Genomic DNA, 18,451 nt, shown 5'->3' on the forward strand with positions numbered 1-18,451 from the left:
AGTAATAGGGTTACTGCCGCCTTATTCGCAGCGTATTGATTGTCTAATATACCTACAAAACCAAAAACTGCCCTAAATAATTACGAGCCGTCAGGATAGCGGTCTGTACATCTTCTGGGCTGCCTTCGTAGGCTTTGTCTTCTACCTCAATACAAACCGGGCCCCGGTAGCGAACGTCGGTCAGGGCGGCAAAGAAGTCGCGCCAGCGCACGTCGCCCAGACCGGGGAGCTTGGGTGAATGGTACTCCAGTGGGTTCGCCATAATACCCACGCGGTTCAGCTTGTCGCGGTAGAGCTTTACGTCTTTTAAGTGAATATGGTGCAGCCGGTCGCGGTAGTCGTAGATGGGTCTTACCTCGTCCATCATCTGCCAAATCATGTGGCTGGGATCGTAGTTGAGGCCCAGAATGGGCGAGGGGATGATCTCGAACATCCGGTCCCAGATGGCGGGTGTCGTTGCCAGGTTTTTGCCGCCCGGCCACTCGTCGTCCGTGAACCACATCGGGCAGTTTTCGATGCCGAGCTTTACGTTGTTTTCTTCGGCAACCTTCACGATGGCGGGCCAGTGTTCGGCGTAGAGCTTCAGGTTGTCGGTAATATTCAGCGACGGGTTCCGGCCAATGAACGTATTGACGACCGGTACGTTCAGTTTGGCCGCGGCCCGGATGATCTTCTTGATGTGCTCCCGGAAAAATTCAGCTTTTGCCGGATCGGGATCGAGTGGATTTGGGTAATAACCCAGCCCGGAAATCGACACGCCATACTGCTGAACCAGCGCGTTTACCTGCGCTACGTCCAGGTTATCAACATCGATATGGGTAACGCCTGCATACCGACGTGCGTCGCTGTTATCGGCGGGCCAGCACATTATTTCGACGCACTTGAAACGGTGTTCGGAAGCAAATTTCAGAACGTTAGTTAAATCATAATCGGCCAGGATCGCCGACGCAAAGCCAAGGTTGAGCATAGGAATAGAAACAACGGTCAGATTGACCAAATATATAGTTAAAATAATGACCAGCTGACTGCCGTCGGTTAACGAACAGCAACCAACTGGTCAATGCAGTTGTGAGAAAACGGTTAATTAAACCCTAGTTTCTCCCGTACTCGCTGAATGGTTTGCTTGGCTACAGCGCGGGCTTTTTCTTCGCCAGCTTGCAGCTCAGCTTCCAGGGCATCGGGATTTTCGTGCATGTAATAATTGAATCGTTCGCGCTCTGTCGCAAAGCGATCAAGAATCAATTCGTAAAGGGCTTTTTTAGCCATGCCGTACCCGTAGTTACCGCCTTCATACAACCGACGCATCTCGGCCACCTGCTCATCCGACGCCAGTAACGAATACAACTGGAACGTAATGTCGGTATCCGGATTTTTAGGTTCTTCGAGTGGGGTGGAGTCAGACTTGATCTTTTTGATCACCTTCCATAACTCATTCTCGGGCAGAAAGAGGTCGATATAGTTATTGTACGACTTACTCATCTTCTGGCCGTCGATGCCGGGAATGGTCATCAGCCGGTCGTCGATTCGGGCTTCGGGCAGAACAAAAACCTCATCGTTATACTGGTGATTGAACGCGCTGGCAATGTCGCGGGTCATTTCGATGTGCTGCCGCTGGTCTTTGCCAACCGGAATGATTTCGGCATCGTACAGCAGAATATCAGCCGCCTGCAACACCGGATAGACAAATAAGCCCGCGTTGACAGCGCTGTACTTATCCGATTTCTCCTTGAACGACGTCGCGTTGTTGAGCATCGGAAACGGCGTAAAGCAGTTCAGATACCAGCACAATTCAGTATGCTCCGCTACGCGTGACTGCCGCCAGAACGTATTCTTTTCGGTGTCGAGACCAAAGGCGAGCCAGGTGGCGGCTACGGCGCGGATAAACTCCCGACGCTGATCGCCGTCTTTGATGGTGGTTAGTGAATGAAGATCGGCAATGAACAGAAACGACTCATTGCCGGGTTGTTTCGAGAGATCAATCGCTGGTTTAATAGCCCCCAGGATATTCCCCAGGTGCGGCCGCCCACTACTCTGAATACCAGTTAAAATGCGTGACATAATTTAAAAAGGAGGAAGGGAGGAAAGGGAGGAGGGAGGAAAGGGGGGCTTGTCATTAATGGAAGAAAGTGCTGTTAATACAAACTACTAACCTTAATCTTCCTTTCGTCCCTTTCCTCCTTCCTCCCCTTCCTCCTTTTATTTTTATTTCCCCTGCGCTTCCACGACGGCGATGGCAACCATGTTGACAATTTCGCGTTCGGACGAGCCGAGCTGGAGGACGTACACAGGTTTGTTTATACCGAGCAGAATGGGCCCGATCGTATCGAAGCCCGCCGTTTCGGACATGAGGTTATACGCAATGTTCGACGCCGAGAGGTTCGGGAAGATTAACGTATTGGCACCCTCGTCGGCTAGTTTGCTGAACGGATGGTTCTGTTTCAGTAACTCCCGGTCAAATGCTAAGTGGGCCTGAATTTCACCATCCACGATCATATCGGGATGTTTCCGTTGCAGAATCTCGACGGCTTTATTCATTTTCTCCGCGTCCTCACCCTTGGCACTGCCAAAGTTGGAATACGTCACCAGCGCAATGCGGGGTTTGATGTTGAAGCGTTCTACCGCACGGGCCGTCATTTCGGTAATCTCCACAATCTCTTCCGCCGTCGGGTTGAAGTTAACGGTGGTATCGGAGAAGAACAACGGACCACGTTTGGTCAGCAGGATATACATACCGGCTACTTTTTTCACGCCCGGCTCTTTTCCGATGATCTGCAGCGCCGGACGTATCGTATCCGGGTAGCTACGGGTCAGCCCCGAGATCAGTGCATCAGCTTCGCCCGTTTCGACCATCATCGCGCCGAAATAGTTGCGATAGTACATCATTTTCTCGGCTTCGATGGCGCTCACGCCTTTACGCTGCCGCTTGGCAAAGTACACATCACCGAATCGCTTGATGAGTTCGCTTTGCTCGGGAGCGCGCGGATCAATAATCGAAATGCTGCCCAGGTCGAGACTGTTGTCCAGAATCAGCTTCTGAATCGTTTCGACGTTACCCAGCAGGATAGGGGTGGCAATCCCTTCGTCGCGGACCTGCTGCGCTGCCTTCAGTACTTTGATGTTTTCGGCATCCGCAAAAACAACCCGTTTGGGGTTCGCTTTTGCCAGGTTCAGGATACCGCGCGAAATCTGATTGTCCTGACCAATGCGCCGGGCGAGCTGCTGCTCGTAGGCGTCCCAGTCTGCAATGGGCTGCCGGGCTACCCCCGATTCCATAGCAGCTCTGGCCACGGCTGGTGCTACGCTCGTCAGCAGGCGTGGATCGACGGGTTTGGGCAGAATGTATGTACGACCAAACATCAGATTGGCATCGCCGTAGGCCCGGTTTACAATATCCGGAACGGATTTCTTAGCCAGTTCGGCCAGCGCATACGTAGCGGCCAGCTTCATTTCCTCGTTGATCTCCGTGGCCCGAACGTCCAGTGCGCCCCGGAAAATGTAGGGGAAACCGAGTACGTTGTTCACCTGGTTCGGATAGTCTGAGCGACCCGTTGCCATGATGATGTCGGGACGGGCAGCCATTGCATCGTCGTAGCTGATCTCTGGATTCGGGTTTGCCATCGCGAAGACAATGGCGTCCTTCGCCATCGACCGGATCAGGTCCTGGCTGATGATGTTGCCTTTCGACAGACCCACGAATACGTCGGCCCCGTCAAACGCGTCGGCAATCGACTGAATGTCGCGGCTCGTGGCAAACGGGCGGGTAATGTCGGTGAGGTCCGTACGGTCCGTCCGTAACGGTCCGTTTACGTCGAACATCACGATGTTCTCCTGCTTGGCCCCCAACGCTACGTACTGGCGTGCGCAGGAAATGGCAGCCGCGCCGGCCCCCATGAAGACAATCTTTGTTTCTTCGATCTTTTTGTCGACGATCTCCAGGGCGTTCAGCAGGGCGGCTCCACTCACGATAGCCGTGCCATGCTGGTCGTCGTGCATGATCGGAATGTTCAGCTCTTTCTTCAGCTTCTCCTCGATGGCGAAGCACTCGGGCGCTTTGATGTCTTCCAGGTTAACTCCGCCGAAGGTGGGTTCCAGAATCTTGACAGTGCGGGTGAATTCGTCAACGTCTTTGGTACTCAACTCAATATCAAATACGTCGATGTCGGCGTAAATTTTGAAAAGCAGGCCTTTTCCTTCCATGACGGGCTTACTGGCCTGGGCCCCAATATCACCCAAACCCAGCACGGCGGTACCGTTGCTGATTACGGCGACCAGGTTGCCTTTGGCGGTGTACTTAAACGCATCGTCGGGATTGGCTTCGATGGCCAGACAGGGCTCCGCTACGCCCGGTGAATAAGCCAGGGAAAGGTCGCGCTGTGTACTATATTCTTTCGTGGGAACTACTTCAAGCTTCCCCGGACGTCCCTTGGCGTGGTAGTCAAGAGCATCTTCGCGCCGGATTTTCTGTTGCATAAACGGTTTGTCTGATTCACTGCGTGCGCAGTCGTGCAATCGCTTGGTTAAGAGTGCGAAGGTAAGGAAAAGTCAAAGACTCCGGCCAACACAACTCAGTTTGATGATGCGGGTAAGGTAAACAAAATTGGTTTACTGGCGACTAACGATAGCAACCGTCAGTCGGCTGATGCAGACGAGTTTGTCGGCTTCGTCGGTAATCCGCACGTCCCAGATGTGGGTAGTCCGGCCCGTATGAATGGGCGTACAGCGGCCATACACCCAGCCGCTACGTACCGGGCGAATGTGGTTGGCGTTGATTTCCAGGCCAACGGCCTGCTGCGTTTTCGGATCATCGAGCAGCATCCAGGAAGCCACGCTCCCCAGCGATTCAGCCAGCACGACCGAGGCCCCACCGTGAAGAATACCAAAGGGTTGGTGAGTTCGGCCGTCGACGGGCATACGGGCAGTCAGATAGCCTTCACCCGCTTCGGTAAATTCGATACCTAAGTGTTTCACGAGCGAGTCGACATGCGTGAAGGCAAGGTTGGTCAGATCAAAATCGGCTTTCATTATGAGCAGGTTTTGCGTAATTTTGCGGCTTAAATTTTGAGAAAATTTGCCAATCGGCAACATACTACGGTTGATGCAAAAAACAATTTACTTGATTCGCCACGGCGAAACCGACTATAATCGGCGGGGTATCGTGCAGGGGAGTGGGGTTGACGCTGATCTGAATGATATGGGGCGGGCGCAGGCTATGGCCTTTTTTCAGGCCTATCAGCACGTTCCGTTCCAGAAAATATACACGTCGGCACTGAAACGTACCGTTCAGACCGTCGAGCCGTTTATCGAGTTGGGGATTCCGTACGAGCAGTTGCCGGGGCTGAATGAAATCAGCTGGGGGGTTATGGAAGGCAAGGTGCCGGGCAACATGGACAACGCCTATTACCAGGCGCTCATGGAAGCCTGGTCGTCGGGAAACACCGCCCTGCCCACCGACAATGGCGAAAGCCCCGACCAGGTGATGGCCCGTCAGAAACCCGCCATCGAACACATTCTGTCGCATACCGACGAGGAGCCAATCCTGATTGCCATGCACGGCCGCGCGATCCGAATCCTGCTTTCCTGGATGGTGAAGCGTTCGTTGTCGGCGATGGATGAGTTTGAACACAGCAACGTCTGCCTCTACAAACTCCGCTACGATTACGACACTCAGGAGTTTACCATCGAACTCGCCAACGATACGTCGCATCTGCTGTCATTGGCGATGGCTTGAAAAAAAGGAGGAAGGGGAGGAGAGGGGGGAAGGAGGAAAGGAAAAAGATTCTCAGCAAACTTTTTCATGCTGCGCCGGACTGTTCCTTTCCTCCTTCCTTCCTCTTCTCCCCTTCCTCCTTAAAATTTCCTTTCCTACTTAGTAATCCCCTTTAATGTAGTATCCCATCCGTTTGCCGGGGAATGATGTATATTCGCTAATCGTACGAAAAAGTGCGCTTAGAAAATGGGTATTGCCAAACAGAAAATATATTGGTTTTGTCAGCTGTTTGGCTGGACGCTTCTCATCCTGGTGGAGTATCTGGCTTACCTGCTGGAGTATGGCTTTGATGCAGACACGTTCTATCTCGCGCTGGCCAATATCTTCCTGGGAATTACATTAACGCACCTCTACCGGCTGATGATCAAGCGGTGGCGCTGGGTGCAGCTTCCGTTTGTGCAGCTGGCCCCGCGGGTGCTGTTTTCGGTCTTTGTGCTGGCGATCATCATGACGATGATCAACATGCCGGTCGACTGGCGGATTGTGCCCGACAAGTTTGTGGAGGAGCCCTGGCCGGTGATTGGCTACATCCTGAGCTGGGGTAAGACCATGCTGGCCTGGGTATTGAGCTATACGGTGTATAACTACCTGGAACAAAACCGGAACGCCGAAATTGAGAAAATCCTGCTCAAGACCAGTATCCGCGAAACGGAAGCCAAAGTGCTACGTTCTCAGCTGAATCCCCACTTCGTTTTTAACGCCCTCAACAGCATTCGGGCACTGGTCTACGAAAACCCAACCAAAGCCCAGCAGGGCATTACACAATTATCTAATCTGTTACGTAATTCGCTGCTGGCCGATCGCCGGAAAACCGTTGAACTACGTGAAGAAGTAAAAACCGTTGAGGATTACCTCGCACTGGAGAAAGTACGGTACGAAGACCGACTACGATCTGAGATAGACCTGGATGGCCGGACGCTGTACTGGCAGGTACCCCCCATGATGTTACAAACACTGGTCGAAAATGCGATCAAACATGGCGTATCGAAAGCCGTGGGTGGGGGCTTTGTAGCCGTGCAGTCATCCATCGATGCCGACAAGCTACGCATCGTGATCCGGAATACCGGTACGCTGGGTGACAAAGGGGCGTCGGGTGGGTTTGGTCTGGCGAATACAGCCCAGCGGCTCGAACTGCTTTACGGACCCGAAGCTCGGTTTACTATTGAGCAGGAAGACGAAGGCGAGAACGGTGAACCTGTGGTCTGTGCGGAAATTATTATTCCAGCACAGTCCGAGAGCCTGTTCCGGCGTCGTTCCAGCGCCGACCTGCTGACCGATCAGCACTAAGCGCTGGCTGATTAACTTTAGCTTTCCAGTAATTATTCCTATATGAAAACCCTCATCATTGACGACGAACGGCTGGCGCGGAACGAGCTGCGCCGGTTGCTCGAAAACTTCCCTAAAATTCAGATCATCGGCGAAGCTGCCAACGCCGACGAAGCCCTGCCCATGATCGAAGACCTGGATCCTGATCTATTGTTTCTGGATATTCAGATGCCGGGTAAAAATGGGTTCGAACTGTTGCAGTCGATTGAAGGAAAGGCACCCGAGGTCATTTTTACCACGGCTTACGATGAGTATGCTATCAAAGCCTTTGAGTTCAACGCGCTGGATTACCTGCTGAAACCCGTTGAACTGGCCCGTTTGTCGGAGGCCATTCACCGGGTTGAAGAAGAACATGCTGCTCCGGAAACAGCCGGCCCGTCGACGGGAGGAACGGCGAAAGTACTGGGTGAAAACGACCAGGTGTTCGTGAAAGACGGCGAAAAATGCTGGTTTGTCAAACTGGGAAAAGTTCGCCTGTTCGAGTCGATGGGCAACTACGTCCGGCTGTATTTCGATGATCAGAAGCCACTCGTGCTGAAATCGCTGAACGCGCTCGAAGACCGGCTCGACCCGGCTACGTTCTTTCGGGCGAATCGTAAACATATTATCAACCTGCAGTGGATTGAAAAAATAGAACCCTGGTTTAGTGGTGGTTTACTCGTTACGTTGCGCGGGGGCGATAAAATCGAAATAAGTCGTCGGCAAGCCATTCGCTTTAAAGATTTGTTAAGTTTGTAATAGACGGTTTGGGCAGGTCGTCTGGCCTGCCCACCACTGTTGCCAACTAACTTTCTTTTTGGTAATCAGCTTTGTTGATTGCCGGTGTGCATGAAATCAGTTTTCTCGACTTTATTTATAGGTTCACTATGCTTATTGGCAGCCTGTCGGCAGGAGCATGACAAAGCGCCAGTGCTGAACCGCCAGGAATATACGTTTACCGGCGAAGCCCATTGCGATACCGCAACCAATGAAGGGGTAGGGGTGTCAGTCTCTTATTTTCTGCTAAGTGATACCGATGCCGGGGCGCAGCGAATCAACGACAGTCTGCAGCGGCTGGCTACCAGCACAGTGGTCGACTGGCTGGACAGTACAACCATTGCCAACAACCCTGGTGTGCGTACCGATCTGAAACAGGCAGCTGATCTATTTGCAGCCGACTACCGGGCGGTGATGCAGGAAATGCGTCGGCTGAGCGGTTGCTGGGAGCTGGAAACCAAGTCCGATACGGTATACAGCTCGCCGAAAACGCTGACGGCCCGCTTCGAGACCTATGCCTATACGGGTGGGGCGCATCCGAACTCAAATCTATTCTTCTACAACTTCGACCGTGACTCCGGACGCCTGCTGAACCTGAGCGAACTCGTGACCGACACGACGGCGTTGCTGGGCGTTGTCGAGAAGGAGTTTCGAAAGCAGCAGAAGCTTTCGGCCCAGACCAACCTGGAAGAGGAGGGATATTTCCTGCGAGACGGCAAGTTTTTTCTGCCAACCAGCGTCGGCCTGACGCGCCAGGGTTTGTCTGTCTACTATAATCCGTACGAAATTGCCGCTTATGCCGTGGGTCCTATCGAGGTGGTTGTGCCTTATGAGCAGCTTAACGGCATTTTGAATAAGGAGTGGTTTTAGGGCGTGGGGCGAAGGGTTTAGGGTAAAGAGCAGCGAGAATCGGTCTACTGAATAAGGAATGGTTAATAGTTAGCTTATGACGTTCGAGGAGTTTTCTCAATCGCTGGGGCAGTCGGAGCCGCCAGTAACTATTCATCCGATTGCGCAGGCGCTTTGGTACGATGCGAAAGGCGACTGGGAGCAGGCACACGAAGTAGCGCAGAGTCGTGAGGGCACCCAGGCCTATGATCATCTACACGCCTACCTGCACCGGAAAGAAGGTGATCGCTTCAACGCGGGGTACTGGTATCGCCGGGCTGGGGTGCCAGTTTTTAGCGGGAGCCTGGATGCCGAGTGGGCTGAGCTGGTCAGGACGTATCTGAACTAAAAAATAGCCGCACCCTTGCGGATGCGGCCTTCCTGTTGCTGATGAAGCTGAGTGTAATATCGTTTCGCTTACGCGACTAGTTCTTCGTTCAATACGTCGCTAACGTTTGTCAGCGGCAGGCCAAAGGCGTCGGCAACACCTTTATATACTACTTTCCCGTCGACCACGTTCAGACCAAGTTGCAGGTCCATGTTATCGCGACATGCCTGCTGCCAGCCTTTGTTCGCCAATTGCAGGGCGTAGGGCAGAGTGGCGTTCGTCAGGGCTACGGTGCTGGTATAAGGTACCGCACCCGGCATGTTGGCTACGCAGTAGTGCACGACTTCGTCAATGATGAACGTTGGGTTTTCGTGCGTGGTAGGGCTGCATGTTTCGATGCAACCACCCTGATCGACAGCTACGTCAACCAGTACCGTACCCGGACGCATCAGTTTCAGCATCTCACGGGTAATCAGGTGGGGAGCTTTCGCGCCTGGAATCAGGACGGCACCGACAATCAGATCACAGACTTTAATCATCTCCCGAATGTTGTATTCGTTCGACATCATCGTCTGTACGTTTGGCGGCATGATATCCGACAGGTAACGTAGCCGGGGCAGGCTAACGTCCATGATTGTTACGTGTGCGCCCAGACCGGCGGCCATTTTAGCGGCCTGCGTTCCAACAATACCGCCACCCAGGACAAGTACATTGGCTGGTTTAACACCCGGTACACCGCCCAGTAGAATACCACGTCCTTTCAGGGGTTTCTCCAGGTATTTAGCGCCTTCCTGAATTGCCATCCGGCCCGCTACTTCCGACATCGGAACCAGCAACGGCAGGCTGCGATCCGGCCGTTCTACGGTTTCGTAAGCCAGACAAACAGCACCTTTTGCCAGCATAGCATTGGTCAGCTCTTCGGAAGAAGCAAAGTGGAAATACGTGAACAGAAGCTGGTCTTCTTTGATCAGATCGTATTCAGCCGCGATAGGCTCTTTTACTTTCATGATCATTTCAGCAATGCCGTACACTTCCTCAATGGTTGGAAGCATGATGGCACCGGCCTCAATGTATTCTTCATCCTGAAAACCGCTGCCTTCACCTGCGTTTACCTGTACGTAGACAGTATGTCCGGCTTTACGCAGTTCTGTAACACCGGCCGGCGTTAAGGCGACGCGGTTCTCGTTGTTTTTTATCTCCTTGGGAACACCAATAACCATAACTACTCGGCGTTGGAAAAGTCTCTGATTTGATGATGTAAAGGTACTAGGTGCCTACTTATTTTCTAGCATACGCTATCTATTCAGGAAAAAAGACTAAAATTGATGTATTGGTAGAATTTTAGTCTAAGTAGACTAGCCCAGCTACCGAAATGCCGAACAAATTCCGCTATGGAAAATCTTGATAAAACTGACCTCGCTATTCTGGAGCTTCTGCAGACCGATGCACACCTGACCATTCAGGAAATCGGGCAGCGGATCAATCTTTCTAAAACACCCGTTCACGAACGAATTAAGCGGCTGGAGCGACTGGGTGTAATTGATCGGTACGTAACGCTTCTCGACAAAAAAAAGACAGGGAATCAGTTAACGGCTTTCTGCCAGGTAACGCTCGATCGGCAAACCCGCGATGCCTTCACGGATTTTGATGCGGTAATCAGTCAGCTTCCCGAGGTGCTGGAGTGTAATCGCGTATCGGGCATGTTCGATTACCTGATAAAGATCGTCAGCCGCGACATGGAAAGCTACAACCGATTCTATCAGGAACATTTATCCGTCATACCGGGAGCGCTTCAGATCAACAGTTTTTTTGTGATGTCGGAGATCAAAAACACAACCATTCTGCCGCTGGAGGGGCGATAATTCACCCTCGAATGCGCAGATCCGAAACAATGGCCCGATGGTCGGAGCCCGGCTGATCGAGTGTCCACATAAACATGGGTATGCATAGCGTGTTACCAAATACGTGATCGAGCGGCAGGAGTGGAAATGGCAGAAAACTGGGCCAGGTCGGCTGAGTCATTGTCCGGCGGCCGGCGTGTAGGAGTTGCTTGTTACGTATGTCGGCGGGCGAATCCAGAAAAATATCCTTGTAGATTGGCGAAAACATGGTGATGTTGAAGTCGCCAATGAGTACGGTTGGTAGCGCGTTATGCCGGGTAATCCGGGCGGCTTCGGTGAGCTGCTCATTTCGCTCGCTGAACCAAGACGGTAGCACCGGCGTACGCGGATGAACCGTCACCAGCGATAGTGTTTTGCCACGTATTTCGGTCGTCAGGTTGATGATACGCATCGATTTTGCCAGCTTCCGGTCGACACGAATTGGTGTCCTGCTGCCCACCAGCGTCCAGCAGGGACCTTTCGACCAGCAGGCAAACCAGTGAGGAAACTCCCGCCGTAGCTTTGTCGTAACAAGTCGAATGGTATGCAGCTGCATTTCCTGGAGTACGTACAGATCAGCTCGCTGGTTATGGATCAAATCAACGGTTGTCTTGTACTCGTCGCGGGTGAATAGCACATTAGCGTGAACTATTCGGGCGTCGCCCAGCGGTGCGTGCGGTGGGGTTGATAAATCGCCTACTGACCAGAAACCATTAATAGGAAGAAGGTAAATACCCATTAACGCGGCTATCTGGACTGAGGAAGGTGCATAAGGTTCACCACCGAAAAGCCTGAATACAGCGCTTAGAAGAACAAGCCCTATTGCCAGCCACTTGTATTGCATATAAAAGTGGCTGAACAACTCGAAGAAGTAGAGATGTCCCAATAAAGAGCCGATCGACAAACATACCAGCAATCCAACGATCAGCCAGTTCAACCAGCGGTTGACCCGTTCGGGGACTAGCCAGAATGTTCGTTTGCGAGGGGGCGGAACGGTCGAGTTCATTTTGCGTGAATAGATTATTATCTTAAATCAGTAATATCCTTATTACTTTTTCCAATGTTACATTTTAGACACAACGTCTGTAAATTATTGAATTCATCCTTTCCTCCTTTGGATCGAGGAATGATGTGGTCAACATGCAAAACAATACCATGTTCTTTAGCGCTACGTCTACAACTACAGCAAGTCCAATTGTCTCTTGCTAATACCTGATACCAAAGGCCAGCTCGTATAAATTTGTAGCTATCGAGATCCGGAAGTTGTAGTGTTGACACTTCTGCTGCTATATTCTCAACTTCTTTCGTTGACTCCTCGTTAAGCCAAATTTTTAGGTTTTTAAAGTGCGTTGGTAAGATAGGAATGGCTCCTTCGGCTAAATCATAGCAAGCATCTAGTATTGGAAATAAAAAAAGAAAGGACTGGACCAGATTATCGATGACTCGTTGGTTCGTTACTGGAAAATAATGTTCAGAAGATGTAAGCCAGAAAGGATTTTTAGTATCACTATCATCTTTTATTAGCCAGAAATGTCTTTTTGGAATAAGACGATCAAGCACTGTAATTAAATCATTGCCATCTCCAAAAGAAATTTTCCCCGCGTTTAGTAGAGTGGAAAAGATATCGTAATGCTTGGATAAAAATTTTTTAACACTGGTGATATAAGCTTCATCATAGTGACTAAAAGGCCACAATTCTACGAAAATGACGCCAATCGGCAAGACTTTAAAATATAAATACGAAGGATGAAATACATAGTTTTTTCCGTCGGATCTTTTTAAATTTAATTGTTTTTGACGATCTCTTCTCCCTGAAATACCTATATAGACTTCATTAAAATCTGCGTTATTTTTGGCGTCTTTCCGGTGGGATGGCCGGTAAACAAAAGAGTATTTTTCGAATGGGTCCACTTTATAAACTTCCCTAGCTAAAAACAAAGCGGAGTCAACTAAATGCTTAAGTCTAGGAAAGAAATAGTTCTGTAATGTATTTAGTTTTGTTTTTGTGTCGGGAATATTAAATATTTCAGTATCAATTGATTCAAAAATTATTTCTTCCACAAGTAATGAATATTTACGTTCTATTTGCCGAATAATTAGCCGATGGCTAACCTAAAATTAGGTAAAAATGTGGTAACACTAATTCTATTCGCTGACCAGAGTACCAAGGGAGACAATAGCGGTCGGCGAGGAGCGTATTTGTCGATTCCGTAATTCACCCTGTTGCTTCTTCTCAAACATACAAAAAACGCCGGACAGTCCTGCCCGGCGTTTTTTATGTGGTCAATTAAGCTCTGTTTATGGCATCAACACGCGGTCGATGATGTGGACAACCCCGTTCGAGGCTACCTGGTCGGCAGTGGTGACGTTGGCTACTGAGGTGCCATTGCCTTTACCCAGGATCGTAACCTTACCATTCGCTACGTTTGTCCGGACAGTCGTGCCCTGCGCCGTAGCGACATCGGCCCCATTCTGGAAGGTCTGCGAGAAAGCGCTGAACTTCAGAACATGATAAAGCAGGAGATTCGAAATCGTGGACTGACTGGCTGCCTGAATAGCGGCTACATCAGCATAGCCAGCTGCTTTGAAAGCATCGTTTGTTGGCGCGAACAGCGTCATGCCCGTCGAAGAAGTTGCGTTGATAGCCGCCTGAGTAGCCGCATCTGCCCGGGCAATGGCTGCCGCCAGGAACGAAAGGTTCGCGTTCGATTTAACCAGATCGGTCAGGTTCACCGTAGCAGGGGTCAATAACCGGCTGACAAGATGGACTACGCTACCTGTAGTCGGGTTATCCCCCTGTGTTATCTTACCGTTGTTAACACTGATGTCGCTGATGCTGGCTTTGTATACCGAGATTGTGCTGTTTGCCAGGGTTGTCTGATACGTAGTATTAACGCCTGTTGGTATAGCACTTCGGTCGATGCGGGAGTTTACGATATGATTGCGCAGGAGTCGTTGCAGGTCAGCAACTGGGGCCGCGTTAATGGCTGCCGCATCGGCGAAGCCACCGGCTGCAAAAGCCTCGTTCGTAGGAGCAAAAATTGTAATATTCGCCTTATTGATCTCATCCGTCAGGCCAGCCCGAAGAACGGCTGCATTCAGCAGACTCAGGCTGGTGTTCTGCGCAATGAACGAAACTGAAGCTACAACAGTAGTCGTGTTTGAGCCTGGTGTAGCCGTTGTACTGGTACCTGGTGTCGTTGTAGTACCCGAAGTCGGTGGAGTTACTGGGGTAGGATCGGTCGTACCATTTTTATCACAGCTGGCTAGGAACGGAGCCGTTGCAATAAACAGAACTGCGGTGGTTCTGTAAATACCGGAACAGATTGATCTAAACATACGTCGAGTAGCGTTAAAGTGAACAGAAAACAAAAACTTTTGTACAGAACATAGGCTTTAGGCGAGTTGTTTACGCAATAGCGATACGAAACGTTGCAAATGAGCAATGACTATTTTGTTAGTAACTGATTATATGACAGTTAGCCATATAATAGAATTAGCTGAGATATGTTGATTAAGCGGTAGATGCACAACTAAAAAAGCGGAGAGATAACCCTGTTTCCAAAGGCTAGCTCTCCGCTTTTTCGTCAAAAAAAGTCGCGCTTTCGGGCGATCAACTGCTGCTTATAGTGCCCCCTCCTTGATTTCTTCGACAACCGCCGGATCAAGTAGCGTACTGGTATCGCCGAGATTACTGGTGTCGCCTTCGGCAATTTTGCGCAGAATCCGACGCATGATTTTTCCGGAACGCGTCTTTGGTAGACCCGATACAAATTGAATTTTATCGGGTTTGGCGATTGGCCCGATGATCCGACTGACAGTGGCCAGAATATCCCGTTTCGTCAGGTCATAATCGTCATGGTCGGTATGCTCCGTGATGATGTACGCATAAATGCCCTGCCCTTTCACGTCGTGCGGATAACCAACAACGGCACTCTCGACGACACCCGTGTGCATATTGATAGCGTTTTCGACCTCGGCCGTACCGATGCGATGGCCCGATACGTTCAGTACGTCATCGACCCGACCCGTGATGCGGTAATACCCGTCCTCGTCGCGCAGACAGCCATCGCCGGTGAAATACAGACCCGGATACGTAGCGAAATACGTCTGGCGGCAACGTTCGTGATCGCCGTAGGTGGTTCGCAGAATACCTGGCCAGGGGAACTTCATGCAAAGGTTACCGCTAACGCCATTGCCTTCGATTTCTTTACCGTTCTCATCCACCAGAATTGGCTGAACCCCCGGCAGGGGTAGTGTAGCAAAGGCTGGTTTGGTTTTGGTAACGTGCGCAATCGGCGAAATCATCAGACCGCCCGTTTCGGTTTGCCACCACGTATCTACAATAGGGCAGCGATTCTTGCCAATGTTGTCGTCGAACCAGTGCCAGGCTTCCTCGTTAATGGGTTCGCCTACCGAGCCAAGTACTTTGAGGCTGCTCAGGTCATGTCCTTTAACGTAATCCAGCCCAAAGCTCATCAGCGACCGGATGGCCGTTGGCGCCGTATAAAGAATATTGACGTTATGCTTGTCCGTAATATCCCAGAGTCGGCCGGCGTCGGGGAATGTTGGCGTGCCTTCAAATACCAGCGACGTAGCTCCGCAGGCCAGTGGTCCGTAAACGATGTAGCTGTGACCCGTAATCCAGCCGATGTCGGCCGTGCAGAAATGAACATCACCGGGCTCGTACTGGAATACATTCTGGAAGGTATAGGCGGAATAGACCATATAGCCTCCGCAGGTATGCACTACGCCCTTGGGCTTGCCTGTCGAGCCGGAAGTGTAGAGGATGAACAGCATATCTTCAGCGTCCATTTCCTCGGCTGGGCAGTCGGCTGTTACCTGTTTTAATTCCTGTTCCCACCATACGTCGCGCCCTTTGAACATCGAGACCGGTGTCCGGGTCCGGGTCAGTACGATTACTTTTTTGACGCTTGGGCAGGCAATAAGCGCGTCATCGACGGTTGCCTTAAGCGGGATTTCCTTGTTGCCCCGGTACGAACCATCGGCCGTGATCACCAGTTTGCACTGCGCATCGTTGATTCTATCGGCAATACTCTGCGCCGAAAAGCCACCAAACACTACAGAGTGAACTGCGCCAATCCGGGCGCAGGCCAGCACGGCAATGGCCAGCTCGGGCACCATAGGCATATAAATACAAATCCGGTCACCTTTTACGACACCGTTCCGTTTCAGTACGTTGGCAAAGCGGCATACCTGATCGTGCAGCATGCGGTAGGTGAGCGTAACACCCGCTTCATTGGGGTCATTTGGCTCCCAGATAATGGCGGGCTGATCACCCCGCGTTTCCAGATGACGGTCCAGACAGTTTTCCGTGATGTTGAGTTTCCCGCCAATAAACCATTTTACGTTCGGTTCGTCAAAATTCCATTGCAGGGTTTTCGTCCAGGGTTTACGCCACTGGAAATCCTGAGCTACTTCTGCCCAGAATGCTTCGGGGTCTTCTACACTTTTTTGGTAAGCCGTCTGATACTCCTCAAAAGTTCGGATACGCATAATATTTCTGGACGTTACTGGGGTTTTCTTGTATTCGACGGCTAAAGGTAGGATGGGTAGCCCAATAATGTAAAGGAGAAAGCTAAGTTTCCTGACCGGACGATGCGGATTTAACCGTCTCTTCATCGTATTCGCCCTGCAGCGCATAGATCGCAAAACAACCCAGGCCCCCAACAATGAGGGGCATTAGAATAAAGACGATAATAATACCAAAAACCAGATCGTCCAGTTTGCCTGATATGAGCTTGGGAATGCCCAGTGATGTAGTGCCAAAATAACCTGCCAGTCCGGCTAGTGCTAGCCAGAGAAGACCCAGATAGCGTTTGATTCTGTTCATAAGTGGGTAGGTAAGAGAGAAGAGGTAAGAGATAAGACGAAAGACATAAGACGTAGGCGTTCAATCCGCTACCTGCGGGCGATTCTTGAGGTATACCAACCCGATCAGAAAACTTACCCCGGCTACGATGATGGGGTACCAGAGACCTTCCAGATACGGAGCCGCGAAGGGCAGGGGCGAACCGGTTTGCTGGGCGGCCAGGTTCGCTTGGTTCGCTCCTGTTGCCAGGTACGTAGCCACGGCAGGGAGCAACCCACCAAACACCCCGTTGCCAATGTGATAGGGCAGCGACATAGATGTGTAGCGGATCTGGACCGGAAACATCTCAACGAGGAAGGCGGCAATCGGGCCGTAAACCAGCGTAACATAAATCACCTGAATAAAGACCAGCCAGATGAGCGTCCAGCGGTCGCTGTCGTTTAACAGAACAGCCCGCTTTAGGTCGGATTTGCCCGCGCTGCTAACTTTGGTCACTTCGGTCAGCATAGTGCCATCGGTGTACTGGTGCGTAACGGTTTTCGTCTGGACCGTACCGCCCGTCTGTTTTGGGTCAGGCGTAACCGTGGTTGAGATGGTTGCGTTGGCGGGAATCTCCTGTCGGCTGCTAATATTGGTGGTCTGATACATTTTTTCGTACAGTGGGCGGTAGGTAAGTAGGGCGACCAGCATACCAAAGAGCATGATCCCTTTCCGGCCGATCTTGTCCGATAGCCAGCCAAACACGACGAAGAAAGGCGTTCCCATTAGCAAGGCTACGGTCATTAGTTCGTCGGACTGGACAGCGTCAACATTACAGACCGTTTTGATAAAATTCATGGCGTAGAACTGCCCGGTATACCACACGACGCCCTGCCCCATAGTGGCCCCAAACAACGCCAGCAGCACGAACTTGAAATTGTATTTCCGGCCGAAACTTTCCTTTAGCGGATTCGCTGATGTTTTTCCTTCGGCTTTCGCCTTGGCAAACAGGGGCGATTCGCTCATGTTACGCCGGATGACGTAGGAGATAAGCACCATCAGAATCGACACCAGGAATGGCACCCGCCAGCCCCAGTCATCGAACGCGCTGGGCGACATTGACTTGCGGGTAAGCAGAATCACCAGCAGCGAAATAAACAGACCCGATGTGGCCGTTGTCTGAATCCAGGAGGTCCAGTAGCCGCGCTGGTTCGTGGGCGAATGTTCTGCTACGTAGGTTGCCGCTCCCCCATACTCACCGCCGAGCGCCAGCCCCTGCAACAGCCGCAGGATCAGCACCAGCGTAGGGGCCAGAAACCCAATGGTATCGTAGCTGGGAATCAGGCCGATGGCAAACGTAGCACCGCCCATCAGCAGCAGCGTAACCATAAACGTATATTTCCGACCGATGAGATCGCCGAGCCGTCCGAAAAAAAGAGCCCCGAACGGACGTACCACAAACCCGGCGGCAAAGGTAGCCAGGGTCGAGAGAAAGGCGGCCGTAGGGTTGCCCTCCGGGAAGAACTTGGTGGACAGAACAGTCGCCAGTGAGCCAAAGATGTAGAAGTCGTACCACTCGATCAAAGTACCGACCGACGATGCGCCAATAACGCTCATTAACGTGCGGGTGCTGGCCGTCGGTTTAGGAGAGTCTGAAACCATATAGGAAAAAGGTTAGGTAGCGTATGGAGAAC

17 protein-coding genes are annotated in these 18,451 nt (G+C 51.3%); 6 read left to right on the top strand and 11 right to left on the bottom strand.

The annotated features are described in order from the left end of the window. Positions 1-52: 52 nt before the first annotated feature. The 4 genes from HU175_RS09780 to HU175_RS09795 form a co-directional block, all read right to left on the bottom strand. Positions 53-967: a sugar phosphate isomerase/epimerase family protein gene (locus tag HU175_RS09780; protein ID WP_176566419.1), complete on the bottom strand. Its 915-nt coding sequence runs from the start codon at positions 965-967 to the stop codon at positions 53-55. A 113-nt stretch (positions 968-1,080) separates the two neighbouring features. Beyond that, positions 1,081-2,058 (bottom strand): tryptophan--tRNA ligase, encoded by a 978-nt coding sequence (trpS, locus tag HU175_RS09785; RefSeq protein ID WP_176566420.1) that lies wholly within the window; start codon positions 2,056-2,058, stop codon positions 1,081-1,083. A 144-nt stretch (positions 2,059-2,202) separates the two neighbouring features. Beyond that, positions 2,203-4,470, bottom strand: a complete 2,268-nt coding sequence (locus HU175_RS09790; RefSeq protein ID WP_176566421.1) for an NADP-dependent malic enzyme — start codon at positions 4,468-4,470, stop codon at positions 2,203-2,205. A 132-nt stretch (positions 4,471-4,602) separates the two neighbouring features. Further along, a complete protein-coding gene (locus tag HU175_RS09795) occupies positions 4,603-5,022 on the bottom strand; it encodes a hotdog fold thioesterase (RefSeq protein ID WP_176566422.1) in 420 nt (139 codons plus the stop codon). A 70-nt stretch (positions 5,023-5,092) separates the two neighbouring features. Between HU175_RS09795 and HU175_RS09800 the strand changes: the two genes are divergently transcribed. From HU175_RS09800 to HU175_RS09820, 5 genes are all read left to right on the top strand, one after another. Next, on the top strand, positions 5,093-5,728 hold the full coding sequence (locus HU175_RS09800; protein WP_176566423.1) for a histidine phosphatase family protein: 636 nt from the start codon (positions 5,093-5,095) through the stop codon (positions 5,726-5,728). Positions 5,729-5,959: 231 nt separating this feature from the next. After that, entirely contained in the window at positions 5,960-7,054 is a 1,095-nt protein-coding gene (locus HU175_RS09805; protein ID WP_176569177.1) for a sensor histidine kinase, read from the top strand. 42 nt (positions 7,055-7,096) lie between these two features. Then, a complete protein-coding gene (locus HU175_RS09810) occupies positions 7,097-7,831 on the top strand; it encodes a LytR/AlgR family response regulator transcription factor (protein WP_176566424.1) in 735 nt (244 codons plus the stop codon). A 90-nt stretch (positions 7,832-7,921) separates the two neighbouring features. Beyond that, positions 7,922-8,719, top strand: coding sequence for a DUF3298 and DUF4163 domain-containing protein (locus HU175_RS09815; RefSeq protein ID WP_176566425.1), 798 nt, complete (start codon positions 7,922-7,924; stop codon positions 8,717-8,719). 76 nt (positions 8,720-8,795) lie between these two features. Then, the gene (locus HU175_RS09820; RefSeq protein WP_176566426.1) at positions 8,796-9,086 is read left to right on the top strand and encodes a hypothetical protein; all 291 of its coding nucleotides are present in this window, start codon (positions 8,796-8,798) and stop codon (positions 9,084-9,086) included. A gap of 68 nt (positions 9,087-9,154) precedes the next feature. Here HU175_RS09820 and ald read toward each other — a convergent pair whose 3' ends face one another. Further along, positions 9,155-10,285 carry an alanine dehydrogenase gene (gene ald / locus HU175_RS09825; protein ID WP_176566427.1) on the bottom strand — a complete coding sequence of 377 codons (1,131 nt, stop codon included), beginning with the start codon at positions 10,283-10,285 and terminating at the stop codon, positions 9,155-9,157. 171 nt (positions 10,286-10,456) lie between these two features. Here ald and HU175_RS09830 point away from each other — a divergent pair, with 171 nt between their 5' ends. Further along, on the top strand, positions 10,457-10,927 hold the full coding sequence (locus tag HU175_RS09830) for an Lrp/AsnC family transcriptional regulator (protein ID WP_176566428.1): 471 nt from the start codon (positions 10,457-10,459) through the stop codon (positions 10,925-10,927). 1 nt (position 10,928) lies between these two features. Here HU175_RS09830 and HU175_RS09835 read toward each other — a convergent pair whose 3' ends face one another. The 6 genes from HU175_RS09835 to HU175_RS09860 all read right to left on the bottom strand — a co-directional run bounded on the left by HU175_RS09835 (position 10,929) and on the right by HU175_RS09860 (position 18,419). Next, positions 10,929-11,951 (bottom strand): endonuclease/exonuclease/phosphatase family protein, encoded by a 1,023-nt coding sequence (locus tag HU175_RS09835; RefSeq protein WP_176566429.1) that lies wholly within the window; start codon positions 11,949-11,951, stop codon positions 10,929-10,931. Positions 11,952-11,968: 17 nt separating this feature from the next. Then, a complete protein-coding gene (locus HU175_RS24665; protein WP_218037020.1) occupies positions 11,969-13,006 on the bottom strand; it encodes an HNH endonuclease in 1,038 nt (345 codons plus the stop codon). 237 nt (positions 13,007-13,243) lie between these two features. After that, positions 13,244-14,284 (bottom strand): fasciclin domain-containing protein, encoded by a 1,041-nt coding sequence (locus HU175_RS09845; RefSeq protein WP_176566430.1) that lies wholly within the window; start codon positions 14,282-14,284, stop codon positions 13,244-13,246. A gap of 285 nt (positions 14,285-14,569) precedes the next feature. Further along, on the bottom strand, positions 14,570-16,462 hold the full coding sequence (gene acs / locus HU175_RS09850) for an acetate--CoA ligase (RefSeq protein ID WP_176566431.1): 1,893 nt from the start codon (positions 16,460-16,462) through the stop codon (positions 14,570-14,572). An 82-nt stretch (positions 16,463-16,544) separates the two neighbouring features. Continuing rightward, the gene (locus tag HU175_RS09855) at positions 16,545-16,799 is read right to left on the bottom strand and encodes a DUF6814 family protein (protein ID WP_176566432.1); all 255 of its coding nucleotides are present in this window, start codon (positions 16,797-16,799) and stop codon (positions 16,545-16,547) included. A 60-nt stretch (positions 16,800-16,859) separates the two neighbouring features. Then, positions 16,860-18,419: an MFS transporter gene (locus HU175_RS09860; RefSeq protein WP_176566433.1), complete on the bottom strand. Its 1,560-nt coding sequence runs from the start codon at positions 18,417-18,419 to the stop codon at positions 16,860-16,862. Positions 18,420-18,451 lie beyond the last annotated feature (32 nt).

The organism is Spirosoma sp. KUDC1026, from assembly GCF_013375035.1.
GTDB lineage: Bacteria > Bacteroidota > Bacteroidia > Cytophagales > Spirosomataceae > Spirosoma.

Excerpts from the sequence above, each read along its gene's own strand:
- HU175_RS09780 (WP_176566419.1), bottom strand. The coding sequence starts at position 967 with ATGCTCAACCTTGGCTTTGCGTCGGCGATCCTGGCCGATTATGATTTA.
- trpS (WP_176566420.1), bottom strand. The coding sequence starts at position 2,058 with ATGTCACGCATTTTAACTGGTATTCAGAGTAGTGGGCGGCCGCACCTG.
- HU175_RS09790 (WP_176566421.1), bottom strand. The coding sequence starts at position 4,470 with ATGCAACAGAAAATCCGGCGCGAAGATGCTCTTGACTACCACGCCAAG.
- HU175_RS09795 (WP_176566422.1), bottom strand. The coding sequence starts at position 5,022 with ATGAAAGCCGATTTTGATCTGACCAACCTTGCCTTCACGCATGTCGAC.
- HU175_RS09810 (WP_176566424.1), top strand. The coding sequence starts at position 7,097 with ATGAAAACCCTCATCATTGACGACGAACGGCTGGCGCGGAACGAGCTG.
- HU175_RS09815 (WP_176566425.1), top strand. The coding sequence starts at position 7,922 with ATGAAATCAGTTTTCTCGACTTTATTTATAGGTTCACTATGCTTATTG.
- HU175_RS09820 (WP_176566426.1), top strand. The coding sequence starts at position 8,796 with ATGACGTTCGAGGAGTTTTCTCAATCGCTGGGGCAGTCGGAGCCGCCA.
- ald (WP_176566427.1), bottom strand. The coding sequence starts at position 10,285 with ATGGTTATTGGTGTTCCCAAGGAGATAAAAAACAACGAGAACCGCGTC.
- HU175_RS09830 (WP_176566428.1), top strand. The coding sequence starts at position 10,457 with ATGGAAAATCTTGATAAAACTGACCTCGCTATTCTGGAGCTTCTGCAG.
- HU175_RS09835 (WP_176566429.1), bottom strand. The coding sequence starts at position 11,951 with ATGAACTCGACCGTTCCGCCCCCTCGCAAACGAACATTCTGGCTAGTC.
- HU175_RS09845 (WP_176566430.1), bottom strand. The coding sequence starts at position 14,284 with ATGTTTAGATCAATCTGTTCCGGTATTTACAGAACCACCGCAGTTCTG.
- acs (WP_176566431.1), bottom strand. The coding sequence starts at position 16,462 with ATGCGTATCCGAACTTTTGAGGAGTATCAGACGGCTTACCAAAAAAGT.
- HU175_RS09855 (WP_176566432.1), bottom strand. The coding sequence starts at position 16,799 with ATGAACAGAATCAAACGCTATCTGGGTCTTCTCTGGCTAGCACTAGCC.
- HU175_RS09860 (WP_176566433.1), bottom strand. The coding sequence starts at position 18,419 with ATGGTTTCAGACTCTCCTAAACCGACGGCCAGCACCCGCACGTTAATG.